Genomic DNA, 19751 nt, shown 5'->3' on the forward strand with positions numbered 1-19751 from the left:
AGAATAAGCAATATGGGCGTGACAATGCTCATATTGCTTATTTGTTTTTTCAATCGATGGCTTGTGAAGGAGACGAAAAGCCCCCTTTTTCAAAAAGGGGGTCACATTTCCTTACTCCGCACTCTCCTCAACCTCACGGCTATCCTCTGTTTCGCCAATATAAATAGGACCGTTTGCGTGGTCGATTCGGATGGGCCATTCGTATGGGACTTGCAGGCGTCGTGCGATGGCTCTCCAAAACTTTGCAGAATCAAATTCTAGTTCTTGAAAGTCTTTGAGCAATTCTTTATAAGAAGATCCGTCAAATTGAATGTACGAGTCTTGAAGACGCATAAAGGCGTAATGTCTCACTTCTAATGCTGCCGCAGCTTCCATTTCTTCTTCTGTTGCTTCACCAATGATTGTTCCTGCGGGCGGAAGCATGTCATATACGTTAAATTCCTCTTCTTCTTCGTGTGCTGCATTGTGCTGTTGATCTGACATTTTGTTCACTCCTTCTAGTTTTCATCAAATTTGATTCGTGCTTACCTCTATTATCGGAAGGATATGCGAAAAGTGGAATGAAAAAAAGAAGTAGATCCACAAGACTTGCTTTTTCTTCTTGAATCTTTTATGATTAATTACAGATATAAAAGGTCTATAATAGATAGAAAGGAAATCGTCTGATGAAATATTCTAAAGCAACCAACTATGCGCTTCATACGATGGTATTTTTAACGCTTGCACCAAAGGGGAAAGCAATTGGCGTTGAGCCTCTCGCCAAGATGCAAGACCTTTCATCCACTTATTTATCCAAAATTTTAACAAAGCTTGTGAAGGCAGGATTGATTGAATCAACACCTGGCGCAAAAGGTGGTTACACCATTCTGAAAAAGAAAGAGGACATTTCATTTTTAGACGTCATTCAAGCGGTAGAAGGTCAAACCAATTTATTTCGTTGTTCTTTAGAACATGATTCTTTCATGCCTCATGATGGTTGTTTGATTGAACAAGCCATGCAGGATGTTGAAATGAAAATGCAGGAAACGCTTAGTCAAAAGCGGTTAGTTGATATCGCTAGCCAAATTGAGCAGACAGAAAAAAATCCATTTTTCAAGATGTGATTTTTTTTGAATGAATTATAGATATTAAGAGTCTTTAAAGTCTTTAATAAAAAGGAGAGATTTATATGTTATTAGATTGTGCCATTATTGGAGGCGGACCAGCTGGATTAAGTGCAGCACTTGTTGTGGGGCGGGGCAGAAAACAGGTCATTGTATTCGATGACAAAATGCCAAGAAATCGAGTCACTCAGGAATCACATGGGTTTATTACAAACGATGGGATGACACCGTTTGAGATCAGACAAGCGGGCGAAGCAGATCTTCAAAAGTACCCCAATATCCAAATCAAACGAACTAGAATTGTTGAGATACAAAACAATGAGGACAACTTTGCGTTACTGACACAAGAGGGAGAAAGATTTGAAGCGAAGAAAATCATATTGGCAACAGGACTAAAGGATATACTGCCAGAGATGAAGGGGATTCATGAAGTGTATGGAAAGACGTTGTTTAGCTGTCCTTTCTGTGATGGCTGGGAGCTAAAGGACAAGCCGCTTGCTCTCATTGCTGAGAATCCACGCGCCTTGCATATGGCTAAACTTCTTTCCAATTGGACAAAGGATTTGATCGTGTTTACGAATGGACAGCAAGTGTTTGCTGAAGAGGAGAAGGCATTGCTATCAGCACATTTTATCCAAGTCATTGATGTACCGATTATGTCCATTCATCATGAGAATGGGCAAATGCACTCTATTCACCTTGCGAATGGGGAAACGGTGAATAGAGAAGGCGGATTTGTCGCAAGTGAATTCAAACAGTCAGCTCCATTTGCTGAAAAACTAAGCTGTCAAATGACGAAAAATGGCGGTATCGAAACAGATATTCTTGGACGTACAACCGTCAGCGGTGTCTTTGCATGCGGTGACAATTTAGGCGGGCCAGCTCAGCTTGTCCTTGCCGCAGCAGCTGGAAGCCAGGCAGGAATGGGCGTCATTCATGAACTTGTGCAGGAAGAATTTCAACAAAAAACATCTCTATGAAAAGAGATGTTCAGCGATGAGCAGTTTTCCTTTTTGCTAAGACGTGAGCTGTCCATTCAAAAAGTGCGTAGATAACAAAGAAGATCAGGATCCAGCTGCTGGCATCGACCCATACATTGGTGATATGAATGATGTTCGCCTGATCAAGTCCAGCCTGTATCCACATAGTGATCAATGCGGTGAGGAACACCTGTAACAACCATTTTTTCAATTGGTCACACCTCCATCTCTTTCTATCATATAAGAAATGACAGTTTATTTCCAATTGTATTTCCATCAGTTTCAACGGTAAAATAAGAAATAAAACCAATGGAAGGACATGACATGAGCGATCAAACGAATAGTTTTTTAAAAAGTCATTTTCCTAATCTTGTCCTCACGCCGCCTCTTTTTTATGGGTGGTCTTTTGGACTTCGCTTTGAAGTGGCAGATTGGTCATTAGGAGAAAAATCAGTTGTATTAGAAAAAGCAGGGGATCGTGCTTTGAAAATTGTCAGATATGCTTTTGACCCAGAAGACGATATTCTGTTTGTCACGGATGTCTATACGCAGCATGAACATGAATTAACGAAGCAAAAGCTCCTAGTTTATCAGAAATATGTTCGCCGGCAAGTACGCAATCGATTGCGTCACGAGCTTTTGACCTATGTCAGATCAGATCTAGATGAGCCCCTGACATTGGAGAGATTTACACTGACTTGCAAGCTGCAAGATATCCGATTACGCCCACTTCTACAAGCCATATGCCAAGAGGACTTTTATGCACCGAATCAAATTTTGAACGGGAAGCTTGGTTATGAAATTTATCTTATCAATCTCTCAAAACAGATGATTTTCCACTTATATGATGATCGAGGCTGTGATCTTATTGCGGCAGATGCTGAGCGTCTTCGGCCAGTCTATGAGGGCTTGCAGCACTGGCTATTAGACTATGATCGCCCTCAGATGGACCAGCTGTTTACAGAGAAATAAGAAAACCGCACTTTGACAAGTGCGGTTCTGTTTTATGCTTCTACTTTATTGAAGAATTGTGGTAAATAATCTTTGTGTGCTTCTAGCATCTCATCTAGGATGCTTTTTGCAATGGCATCTGATGGGACGAGCGGGTTGATCGTCATTGCGACAAGTGCTGTGTTGTAATCGCCTGTCACGGCTGCTTCAGCGGCAACACGTTCAAAGGATTTAATTTGAGAAATCAGTCCTTTGACTGCGACTGGCATTTCGCCAACAGCGATTGGTTTAGGACCGTCTTTTGTGATGACGCAGTTCAGTTCTACAGCAGAATCATTTGGAATGTCACTGATGGCACCATTGTTGATCGTGTTTACAGGCTGAATGTCATGCTTGTCGTTATAAATCGATGCGATCAAGTTACACGCTGCATCACTGTAGTAAGCACCGCCTCTTTTTTCAAGCTGTGGCGGCTTAATATCAAGATCAGGATCTTTGTAAAGCTCGAACAAGTCATTTTCTAGTGCACGAACGACTTCTGCACGAGTTCCTTCATTCTCTGCTGCTTTCTTCTCTTCAGCCAGCATATCACTTGTTTTGTAGTAGTAGCGGTGATATGGACATGGAATCACGCCAAGCCCTTTTAAGAAATCAGCATTCCACGGAATGGCGTGAATGTTGTTCATCGACATCGTAGAGTTTGGATCTGCCATGTCTTCAATCACTTGATCCATAATGCTTTTACCATCTAAGAATACGTTGAGTCCGAAGACCATATGGTTTAATCCAGCAAAGCTGACCTCGACTCTGCTTGCGTCGACATCAAGTCCTTTGGCGATTCCCATGCGAATGCCGATTGGCACGTTGCATAAGCCAACGACTTTGCGATGGTTTGAATAGCGAAGAACGGCTTCTGTGACCATACCAGCTGGGTTGGTGAAGTTCACAAGCCATGCATCTGGGCATAGTTCTTCAATATCTTTGACAATATCTAGAATCACTGGAATGGTACGAAGTCCTTTGAATAGACCTCCTGGACCATTCGTTTCCTGACCAATGACATCATATTTTAAAGGAATGCGTTCATCCTTCATACGTGCTTCAAGAAGTCCGACACGGAATTGTGTTGTGACGAAATCAGCGCCCGCAAGCGCTTTTCGGCGATCTAATGTTAAATGAACCTCGATTGGAAGTCCTGCTTTTTTCACCATTCGTTTGGCAAGATCTCCGACGATTTCAAGCTTTTCTTTTCCTGCTTCAATATCGACAAGCCAAAGCTCGCTAATCGGAAATTCATCGTACCGTTTAATAAATCCTTCTACAAGCTCTGGCGTATAGCTTGATCCTCCGCCAATTGTGACAACCTTTAATCCTTTTGCCATGTGCTGCACCTCCGAATAATGTAACGCGCAATGTTATAATAGAGAAAAGCCAATTCTTTTGTTTGTACATCTATAGCTTATCGTGAGAGCATCTCGTGCGTAAATGACTTCAGCGTCTTTAGGCAAGGGTGCCCTATTTAGAGATTTGTTACATAAAAGAAACACATTGTGACATGCTGTTGGAGAAAGGGGAAGTCAGATGTTTTCAAGTGAGGTCATTTCCAGCTTTAATGAATTAGAAAGCGCTTTATACCGATATATCATGGAAAACAGTGAAAAGGTCGTGTATATGAGAATTCGGGACTTAGCAGATGCTGCCCATATTTCCACCTCGTCTGTCCTTCGCTTTTGCCGAAAAGTGAATTGTGAGGGTTTTTCAGAGTTTAAAGTGAAACTTAAAATGTATTTAGAATCAGAGCGGACACCTACTTTAAAAAGCACCCAGCACTTTCTATATGAATTTATTGAACGCACACTAAAAGGGGACTTTGAAGGGAAGATTAAAGAGGCAGCAGGGCTCATTGCCGATGCGAAAAATGTGCTGTTTATTGGCACGGGCAGCTCTGGTATTTTGGCGCAGTATGGGGCAAGGTACTTTTCAAGTCTTGAGAAATTTTCATTTTACATCAATGATCCGTTTTTCCCGATGAATATGCAGTATTTAGACAATAGTGTCACCATTGTGCTGTCGGTATCAGGGGAGAACAGTATTACGATTGATCATATTTCGAAGTTAAAAAGAGAAGGCAGCACAATCATTAGTATTACAAACAATCAGCATTGTACAATTTCTCGTATTTCTGATTTAAACATTGCTTATTACGTGACAGACGAACGGGTTCACAGAGCCAATATTACGACACAGACGCCCGTTGTGTATATTTTAGAAGCGATGGCGCGTGATATGTTCGCAATGTTAAAGGAAAAGTAAAAGAGCCGCTGCATGAATCAGCCGCTCTTTTTTTTCTGCCTCATAAAAGAGAGGAAGGCAATACCGGAACAGATGAGCACAAACAAACCGCCCAGCAAATACACAGTCCTCGCTCCGAATGCATCTGCAATCAATCCAACAAAGAAAATAGATAAACCGACAGATACAGAGGAAAGGACGTAATGAGCCGAGTACACCTTTGATAAATCTCGGACTGGCGTTTCCGTTTGAAGAATAGTCTGCTGTGAAACATCCCGAATTTGATAGGCAGGCCCCATTAAAATACAAAGCAGCAAAGCAAGCCACGGTAGGCTGTTCAGTGAGTAGACAATGGTCAGCACTGCATAAATGAATGAACCAGCTGCCATAAAGAGAAGAAGCTGCTTTTGAATGAACCGGCTTATCCACGCAGCCAAGAGCCCGCCTAGAATGGCGCCGGTATAATAAGCGGCATTGATAAACCCCCACCAATCTTCACTTTTGTTTAAATCTTGTGTGACAAAGGCAAGCGTAATCGCCCCGATCCACACAGCGCCTGCTATATTTTCACACACATCCATAAAGGTCAGGGTACGAATTGTTTTGTTTGTCCAAATGATCGTCCAGCCATCCTTGAAACTGTTCATTTTATTTACTTTTCGAACGGGTTCTTCTTGCTGAAGAAGAGGAAATATAGGGAAGAAAAACAAATAAGATAACACTATCATCAAACAAGTGATCCACATTAAATAAAAGGGACCAATGAACAGAACGAGCATTCCAGTAAACGAATAGCCGGCAATTTGAACCGTTTGTTGAAAAATGGAGGCTGTACTGTTCGCTTTCACAAGCTGATTTTCTAGCACAAGCATCGGCATGATGGCCTGTAATAAAGGACTAATGAATCCGCCTGTGATGGAAATGAGAATGAGTGCAACAAATAGCCAAACCATATGCTGCTGAAAGAAATGAAATTGGGCTGTAAAGACAATGAGCATCCCAAGACGTAAAAGCGGGACCCATTTCAACAGCCGGCCTGCTTGAAAGTGATCTGCCAACATAGGAGAGAGGAGCCCAGCTAATAGCTGGCATAGCGTTCTTATTAGCGGAAATAAAGCCGCATACGCAACAGATTGTGTATCTTGATAGATCACAAATGTGATCGTCATGACAAATAGAATATCACTTAGCATGAGAAGGCTTTTACTGCCTGTATAGTACCAAAACTGATTTCCCATATCCAACCGGCTCCTTTCCAAAAACAAGTTCAGTATAGCATGGTGAAGAACGACTCAGAGGCTTTTCATTGAAAAATACATCTTAAGGATGAGAGGATTGTGATAAGCTAAATGAAAGACATCGTAAGGAAAGGGGTTCAAATCAATGAAAGTTCTGCCAGCACATGAATACTTGAATCAGAACAGCATCCCATATGAGATCAAAACATTTTCTTCAGAAACAGAGAAGGGAGCCGCAAATGTAGCAGCAGCCCTTGGTTTTCGTGAAAGACAAATGATTAAGACATTGATTTTTGAAACAGGGGAAGAGGAGCAGCTGCTTGTGATGGTTGGCGCAGACCAGCATATTAAGTCAGGGAAACTAAAGAAAGCGGCTGGCTCCCGCAATATTAAAATGGCATCACCAGAGAAGGTTCTAGAAGTGACAGGCTACCGAATTGGTTCAATACCGCCGTTTTGCTGGCAGCCAGAAGGTTTCCGCACCATCATCGAAGCTTCGCTATTAGAGGAAGAAATATTAGGCGTTGGAGCAGGTGAATGGGGAAATGAAATCCTGATCACACCAGAACAATTAGTGAAAGCCTCAAAGGCTGTACCGTATGACATCGTGCAGCCAGCAGAATAGAAAAAAGTGCCTGTTTCTCATACAGGCACTTTTTTAATTTGCAGCCGGCATCTTAAATGGACCGATACCCTTCATTTGCAGGAAGGCATCCACGGTTCTATTTTCTTCAAGGTCATTCGCCCGTTTGCAGATCACAACAGGTCTGACGATTTCTATGCCTTCGATATATACTCGCCCAATCTCTTTCCGCTTGAGACTGCCTTGAACCGCATCACGGGGAACAAGCGTGATTCCATAGCCAGCTTTGATCATTTGAATCGCTTCATGAACACCGCTGAATTGTAAATCAACAGTTGGTTTTTTTATTCCTTTCGAGGTGAACAGGGAAAAGAGCTTATCTCTTGTGGAGCTGCCTTCTTCACGCATCAAAAAAGGCTCTAGACTCAGGCGCTCTAGCGGAACGGTTTTTCCGTTCAACGGATGGTCTGCTGGCACAATGAAATCATAGTTTAAATTCGTCAAATGAGAGGTAACGATCTCCTCATGATGCAAATCTTCAATTACAGCGATGGCGACATCTGATTTGTATTGAAGCAGGCTCTCTATCACTTGAGCGGAGTTTCCGCTTTTTAATTCAATTTCTGTCTGTGGAGCTGACGTTTTAAATGCAGCCAGCCAATCAGGCAGTAAAAAGTTGAGTGGTACGTAGGTAGAAGCGATGCGGAGGCGCCCCTTCTTCCCGTTTTGTAATAGCGTGATCTGATATTCTACTTCCTTTTCAGCCTCAAACACTTGCCGGGCATAAGGTTGCAGCATCTTTCCCATTTCTGTGAGTGCAATGCCTCGGCCGTTTCGTTTAAAAAGACGAAATCCGATCTCTCGTTCAATGCTTCTAAGCTGAGCCGTCACAGCTGGCTGTGTTAAAGATAGTGCATCTGCAGTTTGTGTGACGCTTTTTGTCTCTGCGACCTTTGCAAAAATCCGAAGGGCATGTAAATTCAATTTTGCACCACCTATCAATTATTTTGATAAAACAATCAAAAACATTCATTAGATTTATTATAAGGCATCCCTTATCGTAAAGGTAGCGAAGGGGGAAGAAAAAATGGATCGTCGTCAAAAGCAAGTTGTGTCAATATCGCTAATCACAGCATTTGCACTTATTGGGGATTCAATGCTCTATATTGTTCTCCCGGTCTATTGGAAAGAGATTGGTTTATCATCCATTTGGGAGGTCGGGTTACTGCTGTCCATTAACCGATTCATTCGTATCCCGCTAGCACCTGTCGTATGGTGGCTCTATCGATATATCCCAATGAAGACAGGCGTATTGATCGCGATTTTGATCGCGTCAGTGACCACGATATTATATGGGATGAGCGGCTTTTGGCTGCTATTGATCTGCCGCTGCGCATGGGGGCTTGCTTGGACATTACTCCGTATGAGCGGGATGAGGATTTTGGCTGAAATGGACGAAGGCACACAAGGGCATTTGACGGGGCTTTATAATGGGCTTTACCGGCTCGGCAGTTTATTTGGCATGTTATGTGGCGGAATCTTTGCCAGCTTGATCGGCTTCCAGTCCATGACGCTAGTCTTTGGTTTACTCACATTGATGGGGTGCATTTTTTATGTATCGTTGGATGAAATTGAAAAGAGAGAAGGCATGCAGGTGTATCAGGGCATCAAACAGAAGTGGTTTACACGAGATGTGGTTAAAGTACTGATAACAGGCATGCTGATCGCACTGATCATCCAAGGTTTATTCGCATCCACGCTGAGTCATGTCATTGAAGCAAAGATCGACCAAAATCAATTGACTCTGTTTGGCTTTGTCATCGGAGCTTCGGCATTAAGCGGTGTGATTCAAGCAATCAGGTGGGGATGGGAACCCTTTGTCGCACCGAGAACGGGTAAATGGTTTGATCGGCTTGTGATGAAGGAACGAATGCTATGCTTGATGTTTCTTTCATTTGGAGGGCTCAGTTTTCTTGGGGTCATGCTGAAGGTAAGCGGCTGGTTCCTATTGATGCTGCTTTTGCTTCAGCTGCTGGCAACGATTGTCACAACGTTCACCGATACACTTGCCTTTCAAAAAGCCTCTGCTCAAACAGATAAGAACCGCTTTCTCGCCAGCTATTCTTTTGTTCAAGATATGGGGGCTGCTTTAGGACCTTTGTGCGGGTATACATTGATTCAGTTTTTCGGAACAAACAGCGTCTTTTGGCTGATGCTCGTCATAAGCCTCATGCTTGTCAGCATGTGGGTAAGAGGGGGCCAGCATGTTTCTTCTAGTGCAGCGTAAAAAAAATAAAGTGCTATATAAAAAACTGCCTCATGCAGCTGATCGCAGGAGGCAGTCATATTCTCTTATTCTAAGTCTGAATCGTAGGCTTTTTGCGTGAGCTGGCTGACAACCTCTTTTAACCCATTTGGTTTATGGAATTCAACAGGTGTGCTTCCTTTTTCAAAGACGATTTGGTCTGCTTCAACGAGCACGACATATCGATTGTTGACCTTTGCAATATGGATCGAGTGGCCAAAGTCGGCTAAAAGTCCTTTGATTTCTGTTTCACCTAGACGCATTTTCATTGTGATGTCAGGGGTTTGTTCCACAATGTGAGAAGCTGCTAGTGTGACCTGTTCTGTATCGAGTGTTTCTCTAATTTCTCGCTTTTCACTCGCTTCCCATATTTCAAGATCCTCTTCGAACTGCTTTAATTCTTCACTTTCATCCTGTAATGTTTCAAATACTTGTTCCTGCACCATGTTCATGACCTGGGATTTCATGATTTCAGGCATAGATTCTCCGTATTCGACGAATTTCAGAAAGTCCTCAAAATAACGAGCGTGTGAGGATTGGTGAATTTTCACTTCAGCTTCCTCTGTCATGCCCTCTTCTGGCATAAACGGGTATTGAATCGATTTCATATTTTTTGTCGTAATCGCCATTTCTACTTTTTTGATCAAGGTAGATGTATCAGCGATAGAAGCGACTTTCTGTTCAAAATCGCATTTCATAATAAAGACAAAGGAGTCATCGAAGTACTTTTTAGGAACGGCAGACGCAACTAAAAAAACGCCGCCTCTGACAGCACTTGTATCTAAATATGTGCGAACAAACTGTTCACTGCATTCATTAAATACTTCTTTTGTATCGGCAAATCTCGTCTGATGAAATAAATTGTAGTTTGGATTTGAATCGAGCTCATGACCGGGTTCGACAATGAATCGGCCAATTTTGGTTGGTACTTGTTCAGATTTAGGGTGTCTGTCCACTTTTCGTTTGACGATTTTTTTTAGCTCACCATCTAAAAAGTCCTTCAGCTCACTTTGTTCAAATTCCTCTTGATCTAATGTTTGATAATGCTTAAACCGTTTATTTGCTTGTTCATCTTTGCCTTCGATTTCTACGACAAAGAATGATAGAAAACGTATCGTAAAATCCATTGATTGGTCACCACTTTTTCTTCTTCGGATATGTTGAGTATAGAAAAAGGAGTGAAAATCGTCAACGAATGGAGAAATATCGTGTCATTATTTCCCGAGAAATGTTTAGTGAAAAACACTTGATAATAATTATCATTCTTGATAGAATGATAAAAGAAAAGAAGGAACCTGCCAGTTCCTTCATCTCAGAAAAACTACTTATTTTGTTTCAAATGTTTCGCAATCAGTTTCAGCATTGCGAGTCACATCAGTCATTGTGTTTTTACCAATTTTAATGGTAGAAGCCGTACAGCTGTTATCAGCCCAAAAACGGCAAGAGTTCACTTCACAAAGTACGTTTTGTGCCATGGGAATTCACCTCCGTGATTCATATTGAGAATGAAGCAAGCTGCCACTTGAATTCATTTCATCTAGTAGTCTCTTAATAAAAAGAGGCTGTTTGTGCTGTTGATGCACATGTTTATCATACCATCTACCCTGATAATATACAATTTAAACTTTGAAAGAGCGAGAATACAAATCTCGCTCTTTTTTATTTGTAAAAATAGTTAAATGCTAGGTGGCACCCTCTCTCATTTCGACATATGAATAGAGTAGATTCAAAACCTGATGTCGGACAAAGTATGAGGGTACATGTACTGATTTTCCGCATAAAGATAAGGTTTTCAATCAAAAATTTTCATAGAGAGATGAGGGGAGAAGATGAAAGCAGTCATTCTCTGCGGAGGAAAGGGAACGAGAATGAGTGAGGTCACACAAGCGCTTCCTAAACCACTTGCTATGATCGGAGATCGGCCTATTCTATGGCATATTATGAAAATCTATCAGTATTACGGAGTAGATGAGTTTATCTTATTGCTTGGATATAAAGGAGAGAAGATCAAAGAGTATTTCCTGAACTATGACTGGCGGCATCACAGCATGAAGCTGGATATGGCGACAGGGGACATGAAGCTCTTAGGAAAGTCAGAGAACTGGAAAATCACCTTTTTAGATACGGGTGAGAATACGATGACAGGCGGACGGTTAAAGCAGGCACAGGACTACATTGGGGATGAGACATTCATGATGACGTATGGTGATGGACTTGCCAATATTAATATGTTTCATCTGCTGAAGCGTCATCAGGAGCTTGGGGCAGCTGCGACTGTCACAGGAATTGAAAAGAAGTCACAGTATGGAACGTTGAAGGTAAATAACGGGATGGCACAATCCTTCTCTGAGAAGACAGACAGTATCGGGATGATCAATGGAGGATTTTTTGTGTTGTCTCCAAAGGTATTTGACTATTTGACTGACGATGACCAATGTGTGTTTGAAGCGGAGCCTCTTCAAAATTTGGCGAATGATGGAGAGCTTGCGGTTTATGAGCATCACGGATTTTGGACAGCGATCGATACGTACAAGAACCTGAAGGAAATCAATGGCATGTGGACAAATGGAAAACAACCATGGAAGGTTTGGTGACGGCATGAGCGGATTTTGGAATGGGAAAAATGTATTTGTGACTGGATGTACAGGACTATTGGGAAGCTATCTCGTCAAGGAATTGATTGATCAAGGGGCAAACGTAACTGGACTTGTGCGTGATCAGGTGCCAAGGTCGAATTTATATCAAGGCAGTCAATTTGAAAAGATGAATGTGGTGCAAGGTGCACTAGAGGATATGCAAACGATTGAACGTGCGTTAGGAGAATATGAAATTGATACTGTCTTCCATTTGGCGGCGCAGGCCATTGTTGGGGTTGCAAATAGACACCCTGTTTCTACATTTGAAGCGAATATTTTAGGGACATGGAATGTGCTGGAGGCTTGCAGAAGACAGCCGCTGATCAAACGAGTTATCGTGGCATCAAGTGATAAAGCATACGGCGATCAGGAGCAGCTTCCATACGATGAAGACATGCCGCTAAATGGGAAACATCCGTACGACGTATCAAAGAGCTGTGCAGATTTAATTTCTCACACGTATTACAACACATATGGTCTTCCAGTTTGTATTACACGCTGCGGCAATTTATATGGAGGCGGGGATTTAAATTTCAACAGAATCATTCCGCAAACCATCCAGCTTGTGCTGGAAGGAGAAGCGCCTGAAATTAGAAGTGATGGGACTTTTATTCGTGATTATTTCTACATTGAAGATGCGGTTAAGGCTTATTTGCTGCTAGCTGAGAAGATGGAGGAAAAAGGGCTCGCTGGAGAAGCATTTAACTTTAGTAATGAAATTCAGCTGACGGTGCTTGAACTCGTGGATAAGATTTTAAAGGCAATGGGCAGTGAACTGAAGCCGCGTATTTTAAACCAAGGAACGCATGAGATAAAGCATCAATATTTGTCGGCAGAAAAGGCGAGAAAGCTGCTTGATTGGAAGCCCGACTACTCCATTGATGAAGGGTTAGAGAAGACGATTGAATGGTACCGCGAATTCTTTCAAAAATAGAGGTGTAAGTAGATGAACAGCATATATTGTACGGTTCTATCAAGTGGAAGGCTTTATCAAGCCGTTGCGTTTTTCTTATCATTGAAGCAAGTAGAAGATGATGCTGTCATCAAGACGTTATGTATGGATGATGCTGCATTTGATCTGCTTCAACAAATGAATTTTCCTCATGTCGATCTCGTTCATGTACGGGAGCTCGAAACCCCGGAGCTGCTGGAGAAAAAAGAGGAACGGGATGCCTCTGAATATTGCTGGACGTTAAAGCCGATGTGGATTGAGTGGTTATTTGAACAGGAGCAGGCAGAGGGCGTAACCTATCTTGATGCGGATTTGTTCTTTTATGAGAGCCCGCAAGTGATTTTTCAACATCAGCCGGATGCCTCTGTTTTACTTTCGAGAGGGGATATTGTGATTCCGAGCTTCGATCCTGAGGAAGTGAAGATGCTTCAGAAGCTTTTAGGCCGCTATAACTCAGGCTTCCTGCATTTTAAAGGAGATGAAGCTGGCCGGAAATGCCTCAGTTGGTGGAAGGAAGAATGCTTGAAGGAATGCAAAAATGCGCCCGGCGAAGGAAAGTTTGGCGATCAAGGATATCTCGATCATATGCCGAAGCTGTTTGAAAAAGTGGAAGATATTCAAACAAAAGGCGTGAATATTGGTCATTGGAACTATGGGCAGCATTCTTATCGGGAAGAAAATGGACGGATTTTGCTGGAGGATGGGCATCCGCTCATTTGCTATCATTTCAGCGGCTTTCGCATCGTGAGCAAGGATGAGATGCAGCAAATTCATGAGAAGGGGAGAGATGATCTGCCGTTTTTCCAAGAAGCCTATCGAAACGTGCTGCGCCATGTGATTGAATCTGTTGAGCAGGTTGATCCGATGTTTAACGGCTATGCCAAATTGGAGGAGGATGGCGCATGAATGAAAAGCCAAAGGTAAGCGTCATTATTCCGAGCTATAACGCTAAGGAGCGTTTAGAAGGAAGTCTTTTTTCCTTAACGCTTCAGGATACGAATATTCCGTTTGAGGTCATTGTCGCCGATAATGGGTCAACGGACGGCACGATGGAAATGCTGGAGAACATTGAGGTGAATTTCCCATTTAAAAAGGTACGTATTCCTGTGAATCAAGGGATTGCCAAGGGTCGCAATCATGCCATTCGCGAGGCGGAGGGAGACCTGCTGATATTCCATGACAGCGATATGCTGGCAGAGCCGCAATTTATTCAAAAGCATGCGAAGGCACATGCTGATCAAGAAGACCTTGTCATTTGTGGTGTATGCTGGAAGCGGATTTATCGTTATTTTTACGAAGCCTTTGATAAGGATCATATCAAGCGATTGAAAAAACAAGGCTTGTATAAGCGGGAAATGAAAGATAAAACGCCACTTTTATCCATGCAAGAAGTGGAGAATGGTGCATTTCTAGAGAAAAGCTTTGATTTGCAGTCTGAGTTTATTGATATTCTCAAAGACATTTTGCGCACGTACAATTATGATTTAGGCTCTTATGAGCTGCCGTGGCGATTTTTTATTACGAATAACTCCTCTGTCAAACGCAAGCATGTCATCGCGCTCGGGATGTTTGATGAACATATCGTTCGGTACGGGTTCGAAGATTATGATTTAGGCATTCGTCTGCATCAGCTTGGTCTCTCCTTTGAATTGCGAGAGGATATCATGAGCGTGCATCAGGAACATCCAAGTAATTTAACTTCATTTGATGACATCAAATATAACATTTTGTATATGTGCGAGAAGTACAACAATATTGATGCCATTGATGTCCATCTGGCTTTCTCTGGTCCGTTTTCACACACCGTCACAAATGACATTGTAAAAGAGGTTCGGCAGCTGCGTGAAAATCCAGTATTCGATGGTCTGCTCTCTTATTTTTTAGAGCTGCTTCATTTGATCACAGAGCGGAATGTGGGCGTCAAACGCGATAATAAAGATCAGCTAACCGCTAGACATGTCCCTTTGAAAAAGCTGTCAGAGGCAGCGCAGCTTGCACGGCACGAATATGGCTGCACAGTGCTTGTAGAAGCCATTCAAGGGCTGACGAAAGAGCTATTACGCGTTGATTTGTTTCAAGTGGATGTGTTGTAGATGGGGTCTTATCATTTTACAACCATTGTGTCGAATACTCATGTTTTTAAGCTTTTGGCGCTCATTCATTCGCTTGAACAAACCGCTCATTCATTCAAGCTGTCGGTTTTATGTGCAGACCCTTTGGCTTACAAGGTGTTAAGTGAATTTCCTCATCCGCACGTTCAATATGAACAACTTGAAGATATTGAAGATGCCAAGCTGCGAAAGGCAAAGGATGAACGGACGTTCCATGAGTATTGCTGGACGTTAAAGCCAGCTTTTCTGCTCAAAATCCTTGAATCTTCAGAAGCAGATTATCTCGCCCATTTGGATACGGATTTGTATTTTTATCATGATCCAGAGGCGATTTTTGCTGAGAATCCCCTTGCTCATTTATTTTTGACGGATCATATGAATTCTGAGCGGTTCTATCACTTTTATGAGTTGTCCGGCCGCTTTAATACTGGATTTGTCGGCTGCCGCAACACAGACGTTGCCAAACAGGCGGTCACACAATGGAAGGAAAACTGTCTTGCACACTGTACAGTCGAAATGGATACAAAAAATAAGACGTATGGAGATCAGCGGTATGTTGAAAGATGGGTCGATGATTTTGAAGGGGTCCATGTCGTGACCTCTAAAGGAGCCAATGCCGCGATTTGGAATATTGAAAACTACAAGCTTTCCGTTGTAAAAGGGGATATGTATCTCGACGAATGTCCACTCTTGTTCTATCATTTTTCTGCCTTTACGATCATTGATGAGAATACCTTTAATCTGAATTGGTATTACTATATGACAGAACAAAATTTAGTGGATCATCTCTATATTCCGTATGCTGATTTAATTCATCAAAAAATTAAACAGGTGCAAAAGGTCTTTCCAGAATTTCAGCAAGGGTTTATTGCAAAGAAGCACGTTCCTGATACGCATTTTTATGAGATATGAAAAAACCGCTCAATCACTGAGCGGTTTTTTCCTTTTTATGATTCATTCCATTTGGAGATGGTTTGATCACTAGGTAGTAAGAAGGCCAGGATGCCTAATATCGGTAAAAAAGCGACCCCGATCATGGTAGGCGTTAAACCGAAGGCATCAATGAATGAGCCTAGAGCGACCGATCCGATTGCACCCATACCAAACGCAAGCCCAACCGTTAAACCAGACATTGTGCCAATTTTCCCGGGAAATAGTTCTTGAGCATAAACGACTGTGACAGAGAAGCTTGATGTCAGAATGACCCCAATTAATCCAAGTAGAACATAAGCAAAAACAGGTCCGGCAAATGGCAGCAGCAAGGCAAGTGGAAAGGATGCCAATAAGGAAATTAAAATGACGGTTTTCTTGCCGAAGCGGTCTGCAAGCGGCCCGCCTAAAAATGTCCCAATTGCACCTAGAATGAGAAATAAGAAAATATAAGTCTGTGATTCTTTAATCGTCAGTCCATATTGTTCAATCGCATAAAACGCATAGAAATTCGATATCGCATTTCCATACCAAGAGCGGGCAAAGATGAGAAAGACGATAATGCCAAGTGCTGTGAGTGCTGACTTGCGGTGAATATCGGATCTTGCAGCTTTTGCTGGAGCTTTTTTCGCTTGAGCTCGAATGGTTTGAAGTCTTCCTGCGTACCATCTTGAAATATAAAGAAGGAAACCGACAGCCATCATTCCAACAATCGTAAACCAAGCCACGCCTGACTGACCGAGAGGGACGAGCATTAATGCAGCGATCAGCGGAGCAAAGGCTTGACCTGTATTTCCGCCTACTTGATAGATGGACTGTGCAAGTCCTCGTCTTGGACCAGCTGCCATATTGGCAACACGAGAGCCTTCTGGATGGAAAATGGCAGAGCCGAGTCCGATAAAGACAACGCAAAGCAATATGGTGGCAAAGGAAGGCGCAAATGCAAGCCCGAATATACCGACAGCACTAGAAAATAAAGCAATCGGGAGTGCATAAGGCATCGGCCTTTTATCTGTGTACCACCCAATAGCGGGCTGCATCACAGAGGAGACCATATTTAATGTAAAGGCAATCAGCCCTAATTGTGTAAAGGTCAGCCCCATTGAGCGTTCTAAAATAGGGAACATCGCAGGAATAACGGCTTGCAAAGTGTCATTGAGCATATGACAAATGCCAATAATCAATAAAATGGGATAAACCGTTGATCCAGTGACAGAATGTTGAGGTTTATCCTTTGTACGAGCAGCAATAGCCAATGAGACTTCCTCCTTTCATTCAACTGTTTTCAATTTTGCATTCTTCTCATTTTATTCATAAGGTGAACTATAAAACAATAGCAAATTGTCATGATTTAGAAAAAAGAGACACAAGTGCTTGTGTCTCTAAACGGTTACTTATAAAAAGATGCGATGACAGGCTTCATTTTTTGAATGACGAGTCCACTACCGCCGCGGTTTTTTACATCTTCAATCATACCGACGAGGACGTAATCTTCTTTTTTAGGATTAAATGCAAGTAAAAATCCATTTTCAGAACCGTCTGTTGCTCCTTGCTTGCTCTTCAGTTCTGCCGTTCCTGTTTTAGCGGCGATATCAGCTCCTTCAATTTGTAAGGAGTGAGCTGTACCGTTTGGACTCGTCACGACCTGAGTGAGCGCGTCTTTCACTGTATTTGCCGAGTCTTCTTTGATGATTTGTTTTGATGATGCTGTTTTCTCATCTTGAACGACTCGAGGATAGACAAGCTTGCCTCCAGTTGCAAATGGAGAATAGGCATGTACTTGTTCAATCGGTGACATGAGTAATTCGCCTTGACCGTATGCTGAGTCAGCAAGTAAGATGTCCGATTGAATGCCGTCGTTCGATACTTGTGCTGGTTTCATTGTAAATGGCATATGCAAATCTTCGCCAAATCCAAATGTCTTCACTTTTTTCTCATAGGTATCTTTGCCAATTTCCAGTGCTTCTTGTCCGAAGTAAATATTATCTGAGTACACGAGGGCATCAACCATATTTACGTTTTCTTTATCGTGAACCCGTGTAATTCGATAATTGCCCCAAGATTGATCCTTTTGCCATTTCAGTCCATGGATGGTGCGTACTTTATTAGGCTTTGTGACACCTGTTTCCAGCCCAATGGCTGCTGTAATGGTTTTGAATGTAGACCCTGGTGCATACCGGCTCGCATACCGGGCTTGGAATGGGAGATCTGGGTTTTCACTGTATGCCTGATATTGCTTAGGTGTGATCCCGTTTGTCATGAGATTGACATCATAGGAAGGAGAGCTGACAAGCGCTAATAGATCCCCTGATGATGGATTCATGATGGTAACGGCCCCTTTTTCACCTTTCATCTGTTTATAGGCTTTTTTCTGTAAAGAGGCATCAATGGTCAGCTTCACTGTTTTTCCATCTTGTCGATCTGACTTTTGCAATGTTTCTTCAATGCCTGTTTCATCATGGACGATCAAAATGCTTCCGCCATCTTGTCCGCGTAAATTTTTGTCAAATGCGAATTCAAGGCCGGTTTTGCCGATGATTTGATCTGCTTTTAATGCCGGATTTCTTTTGATATCATCTGCATTTGCTTTCCCGACATAGCCGGTGAGATGGGCGGCGGCTTCGTTATAAGGATAGTAACGCATTTCCTTTGATTGATAGGTGACGCCTTTTATATCCTTTGGAATCGGCTTCTGTTCTAACATTGATTTGAGCGGGACAAACGTGTCGTCTGTGACCCATGCTTGTTTTAGCTGATTGTCGATTAGTTCTTCATCTATATCAAATGCCTTGCTGATTTTTTTGATATTGCGTTCTTTTTCTTCCCCTGTGCCAAGCTTTCCTGGGATGATGCCAAGTGCGCTTCCACCAGTTGTTTCTGCTAGGGTACGTCCTTTTCGGTCGACGATATTTCCGCGGACAGCAGGGTCTGATTTGACTTTGATGGTATCTCCCTTCTCCATTTGCGGGAAGATGAGATTTGGCTTCCAGTCGACTTTCCATTTGTCATCTTCTTCTGAGAGAACGCCCTTGTAAGAAAGCTTGTGCAGCTTGCCAAATGACGTTTTCATTGTTACATCATAGGAAAATTGATACCCATTTCCTTTGTCCTGTTTTTCGACGTTAAGCTTTGATATGTTCAGATCATGAGCACCAATTCCGTTGAAGATATTGTCGTATTTTTCGGCTAGTTGTTTTTTTGAAAAGTGATTGGCTTCCAAAGACGCACTTGTCACCTCATCAGCCAGCTTTGTAAAGTCTTTCTTCTCCAATTGTTTTGTAAAGGATTGAGCCGCTTTTAAAGCCTCTTTTTCTTTTGAGAAAAGAGAATCTTTTAAGAAAAAGAAAGCAGCAGCAACTACGATGATACTAAGAATGGGAATGATGACTTTTTTCTGTTTCCAAATTGATTTTCGTTGATCTGTATACAATGAAAACACCTCAATTTTTGATTAGATCTTCTATATTTTACAGTGATTGCACATGATTTGTATAGTTTATCCTATGAAAATAGACCAAGGCACGATGTCAAGGTTTTGGGAAAGGGATGAAAATGATAGCTTGTTTCTATGAAAGATATCTTCATTTTTTCTTATGATTTAAAGGATTTCTTAAGAGATCATCGAATGTGGAAAATAGAAAAATATACAAGCGCTTTCAATAGGGGGGAA

The 19751-nt window shown here is 42.2% G+C and carries 20 protein-coding genes; 11 read left to right on the forward strand and 9 right to left on the reverse strand.

Features of this window, described 5'->3' with window-relative positions; all coding sequences use genetic code 11:
- Positions 1-111 precede the first annotated feature (111 nt).
- Positions 112-483, reverse strand: coding sequence for a hypothetical protein (locus ACQYAC_RS16680; protein ID WP_024718616.1), 372 nt, complete (start codon positions 481-483; stop codon positions 112-114).
- Positions 484-665: 182 nt separating this feature from the next.
- Here ACQYAC_RS16680 and ACQYAC_RS16685 point away from each other — a divergent pair, with 182 nt between their 5' ends.
- Both ACQYAC_RS16685 and ACQYAC_RS16690 read left to right on the forward strand, forming a co-directional pair.
- Complete coding sequence (locus ACQYAC_RS16685) at positions 666-1103, forward strand: Rrf2 family transcriptional regulator (RefSeq protein ID WP_106031366.1); 438 nt, start codon at positions 666-668, stop codon at positions 1101-1103.
- Between the two features lie 65 nt (positions 1104-1168).
- Complete coding sequence (locus ACQYAC_RS16690; RefSeq protein ID WP_429943729.1) at positions 1169-2083, forward strand: NAD(P)/FAD-dependent oxidoreductase; 915 nt, start codon at positions 1169-1171, stop codon at positions 2081-2083.
- 10 nt (positions 2084-2093) lie between these two features.
- Here the strand turns inward: ACQYAC_RS16690 and ACQYAC_RS16695 are convergent, their stop codons facing one another.
- The gene (locus ACQYAC_RS16695) at positions 2094-2294 is read right to left on the reverse strand and encodes a hypothetical protein (protein ID WP_323641426.1); all 201 of its coding nucleotides are present in this window, start codon (positions 2292-2294) and stop codon (positions 2094-2096) included.
- A gap of 113 nt (positions 2295-2407) precedes the next feature.
- Here ACQYAC_RS16695 and ACQYAC_RS16700 point away from each other — a divergent pair, with 113 nt between their 5' ends.
- Positions 2408-3055 (forward strand): DUF3885 domain-containing protein, encoded by a 648-nt coding sequence (locus ACQYAC_RS16700; protein WP_268497716.1) that lies wholly within the window; start codon positions 2408-2410, stop codon positions 3053-3055.
- Positions 3056-3087: 32 nt separating this feature from the next.
- On the opposite strand, the gene ACQYAC_RS16705 is transcribed toward ACQYAC_RS16700, so the two are convergent.
- Positions 3088-4416 carry a 6-phospho-beta-glucosidase gene (locus ACQYAC_RS16705; protein ID WP_429943730.1) on the reverse strand — a complete coding sequence of 443 codons (1329 nt, stop codon included), beginning with the start codon at positions 4414-4416 and terminating at the stop codon, positions 3088-3090.
- Positions 4417-4615: 199 nt separating this feature from the next.
- Here ACQYAC_RS16705 and ACQYAC_RS16710 point away from each other — a divergent pair, with 199 nt between their 5' ends.
- Positions 4616-5347, forward strand: coding sequence for a MurR/RpiR family transcriptional regulator (locus ACQYAC_RS16710; RefSeq protein ID WP_268497714.1), 732 nt, complete (start codon positions 4616-4618; stop codon positions 5345-5347).
- A gap of 17 nt (positions 5348-5364) precedes the next feature.
- On the opposite strand, the gene ACQYAC_RS16715 is transcribed toward ACQYAC_RS16710, so the two are convergent.
- Complete coding sequence (locus ACQYAC_RS16715) at positions 5365-6564, reverse strand: MFS transporter (RefSeq protein WP_429943731.1); 1200 nt, start codon at positions 6562-6564, stop codon at positions 5365-5367.
- 145 nt (positions 6565-6709) lie between these two features.
- Between ACQYAC_RS16715 and ACQYAC_RS16720 the strand changes: the two genes are divergently transcribed.
- Positions 6710-7189: an aminoacyl-tRNA deacylase gene (locus ACQYAC_RS16720; protein WP_429943732.1), complete on the forward strand. Its 480-nt coding sequence runs from the start codon at positions 6710-6712 to the stop codon at positions 7187-7189.
- 33 nt (positions 7190-7222) lie between these two features.
- Here the strand turns inward: ACQYAC_RS16720 and ACQYAC_RS16725 are convergent, their stop codons facing one another.
- Positions 7223-8131: a LysR family transcriptional regulator gene (locus tag ACQYAC_RS16725; RefSeq protein WP_429943733.1), complete on the reverse strand. Its 909-nt coding sequence runs from the start codon at positions 8129-8131 to the stop codon at positions 7223-7225.
- A 103-nt stretch (positions 8132-8234) separates the two neighbouring features.
- Between ACQYAC_RS16725 and ACQYAC_RS16730 the strand changes: the two genes are divergently transcribed.
- Positions 8235-9434, forward strand: a complete 1200-nt coding sequence (locus ACQYAC_RS16730; RefSeq protein WP_429943734.1) for an MFS transporter — start codon at positions 8235-8237, stop codon at positions 9432-9434.
- Between the two features lie 65 nt (positions 9435-9499).
- Here ACQYAC_RS16730 and ACQYAC_RS16735 read toward each other — a convergent pair whose 3' ends face one another.
- Entirely contained in the window at positions 9500-10579 is a 1080-nt protein-coding gene (locus tag ACQYAC_RS16735) for a DUF3900 domain-containing protein (RefSeq protein ID WP_012009211.1), read from the reverse strand.
- A gap of 198 nt (positions 10580-10777) precedes the next feature.
- The gene (locus ACQYAC_RS16740; protein WP_003213883.1) at positions 10778-10927 is read right to left on the reverse strand and encodes a DUF1540 domain-containing protein; all 150 of its coding nucleotides are present in this window, start codon (positions 10925-10927) and stop codon (positions 10778-10780) included.
- Positions 10928-11281: 354 nt separating this feature from the next.
- Between ACQYAC_RS16740 and rfbF the strand changes: the two genes are divergently transcribed.
- Genes rfbF through ACQYAC_RS16765 form a run of 5 tightly spaced genes read left to right on the forward strand, consistent with a single transcriptional unit; the run spans position 11282 to position 16063 of the window.
- Positions 11282-12046, forward strand: a complete 765-nt coding sequence (gene rfbF, locus ACQYAC_RS16745) for a glucose-1-phosphate cytidylyltransferase (RefSeq protein WP_061407058.1) — start codon at positions 11282-11284, stop codon at positions 12044-12046.
- A gap of 4 nt (positions 12047-12050) precedes the next feature.
- Positions 12051-13022 (forward strand): GDP-mannose 4,6-dehydratase, encoded by a 972-nt coding sequence (locus ACQYAC_RS16750; RefSeq protein ID WP_041816148.1) that lies wholly within the window; start codon positions 12051-12053, stop codon positions 13020-13022.
- Between the two features lie 12 nt (positions 13023-13034).
- Positions 13035-13946, forward strand: a complete 912-nt coding sequence (locus ACQYAC_RS16755) for a putative nucleotide-diphospho-sugar transferase (protein WP_429943735.1) — start codon at positions 13035-13037, stop codon at positions 13944-13946.
- Positions 13943-15133, forward strand: a complete 1191-nt coding sequence (locus ACQYAC_RS16760) for a glycosyltransferase family 2 protein (protein WP_429943736.1) — start codon at positions 13943-13945, stop codon at positions 15131-15133. The genes ACQYAC_RS16755 and ACQYAC_RS16760 overlap by 4 nt, the downstream gene beginning before the upstream one ends.
- The gene (locus ACQYAC_RS16765) at positions 15134-16063 is read left to right on the forward strand and encodes a putative nucleotide-diphospho-sugar transferase (protein WP_429943737.1); all 930 of its coding nucleotides are present in this window, start codon (positions 15134-15136) and stop codon (positions 16061-16063) included.
- A 35-nt stretch (positions 16064-16098) separates the two neighbouring features.
- On the opposite strand, the gene ACQYAC_RS16770 is transcribed toward ACQYAC_RS16765, so the two are convergent.
- Both ACQYAC_RS16770 and ACQYAC_RS16775 read right to left on the reverse strand, forming a co-directional pair.
- Positions 16099-17337 carry an MFS transporter gene (locus ACQYAC_RS16770; protein WP_410582693.1) on the reverse strand — a complete coding sequence of 413 codons (1239 nt, stop codon included), beginning with the start codon at positions 17335-17337 and terminating at the stop codon, positions 16099-16101.
- A 134-nt stretch (positions 17338-17471) separates the two neighbouring features.
- A complete protein-coding gene (locus ACQYAC_RS16775) occupies positions 17472-19511 on the reverse strand; it encodes a penicillin-binding transpeptidase domain-containing protein (protein WP_268497704.1) in 2040 nt (679 codons plus the stop codon).
- Between the last annotated feature and the right edge of the window lie 240 nt (positions 19512-19751).

Origin of the sequence: Bacillus sp. MM09(2025) (assembly GCF_050496725.1) — a bacterium.
Taxonomy (GTDB): domain Bacteria; phylum Bacillota; class Bacilli; order Bacillales; family Bacillaceae; genus Bacillus; species Bacillus pumilus.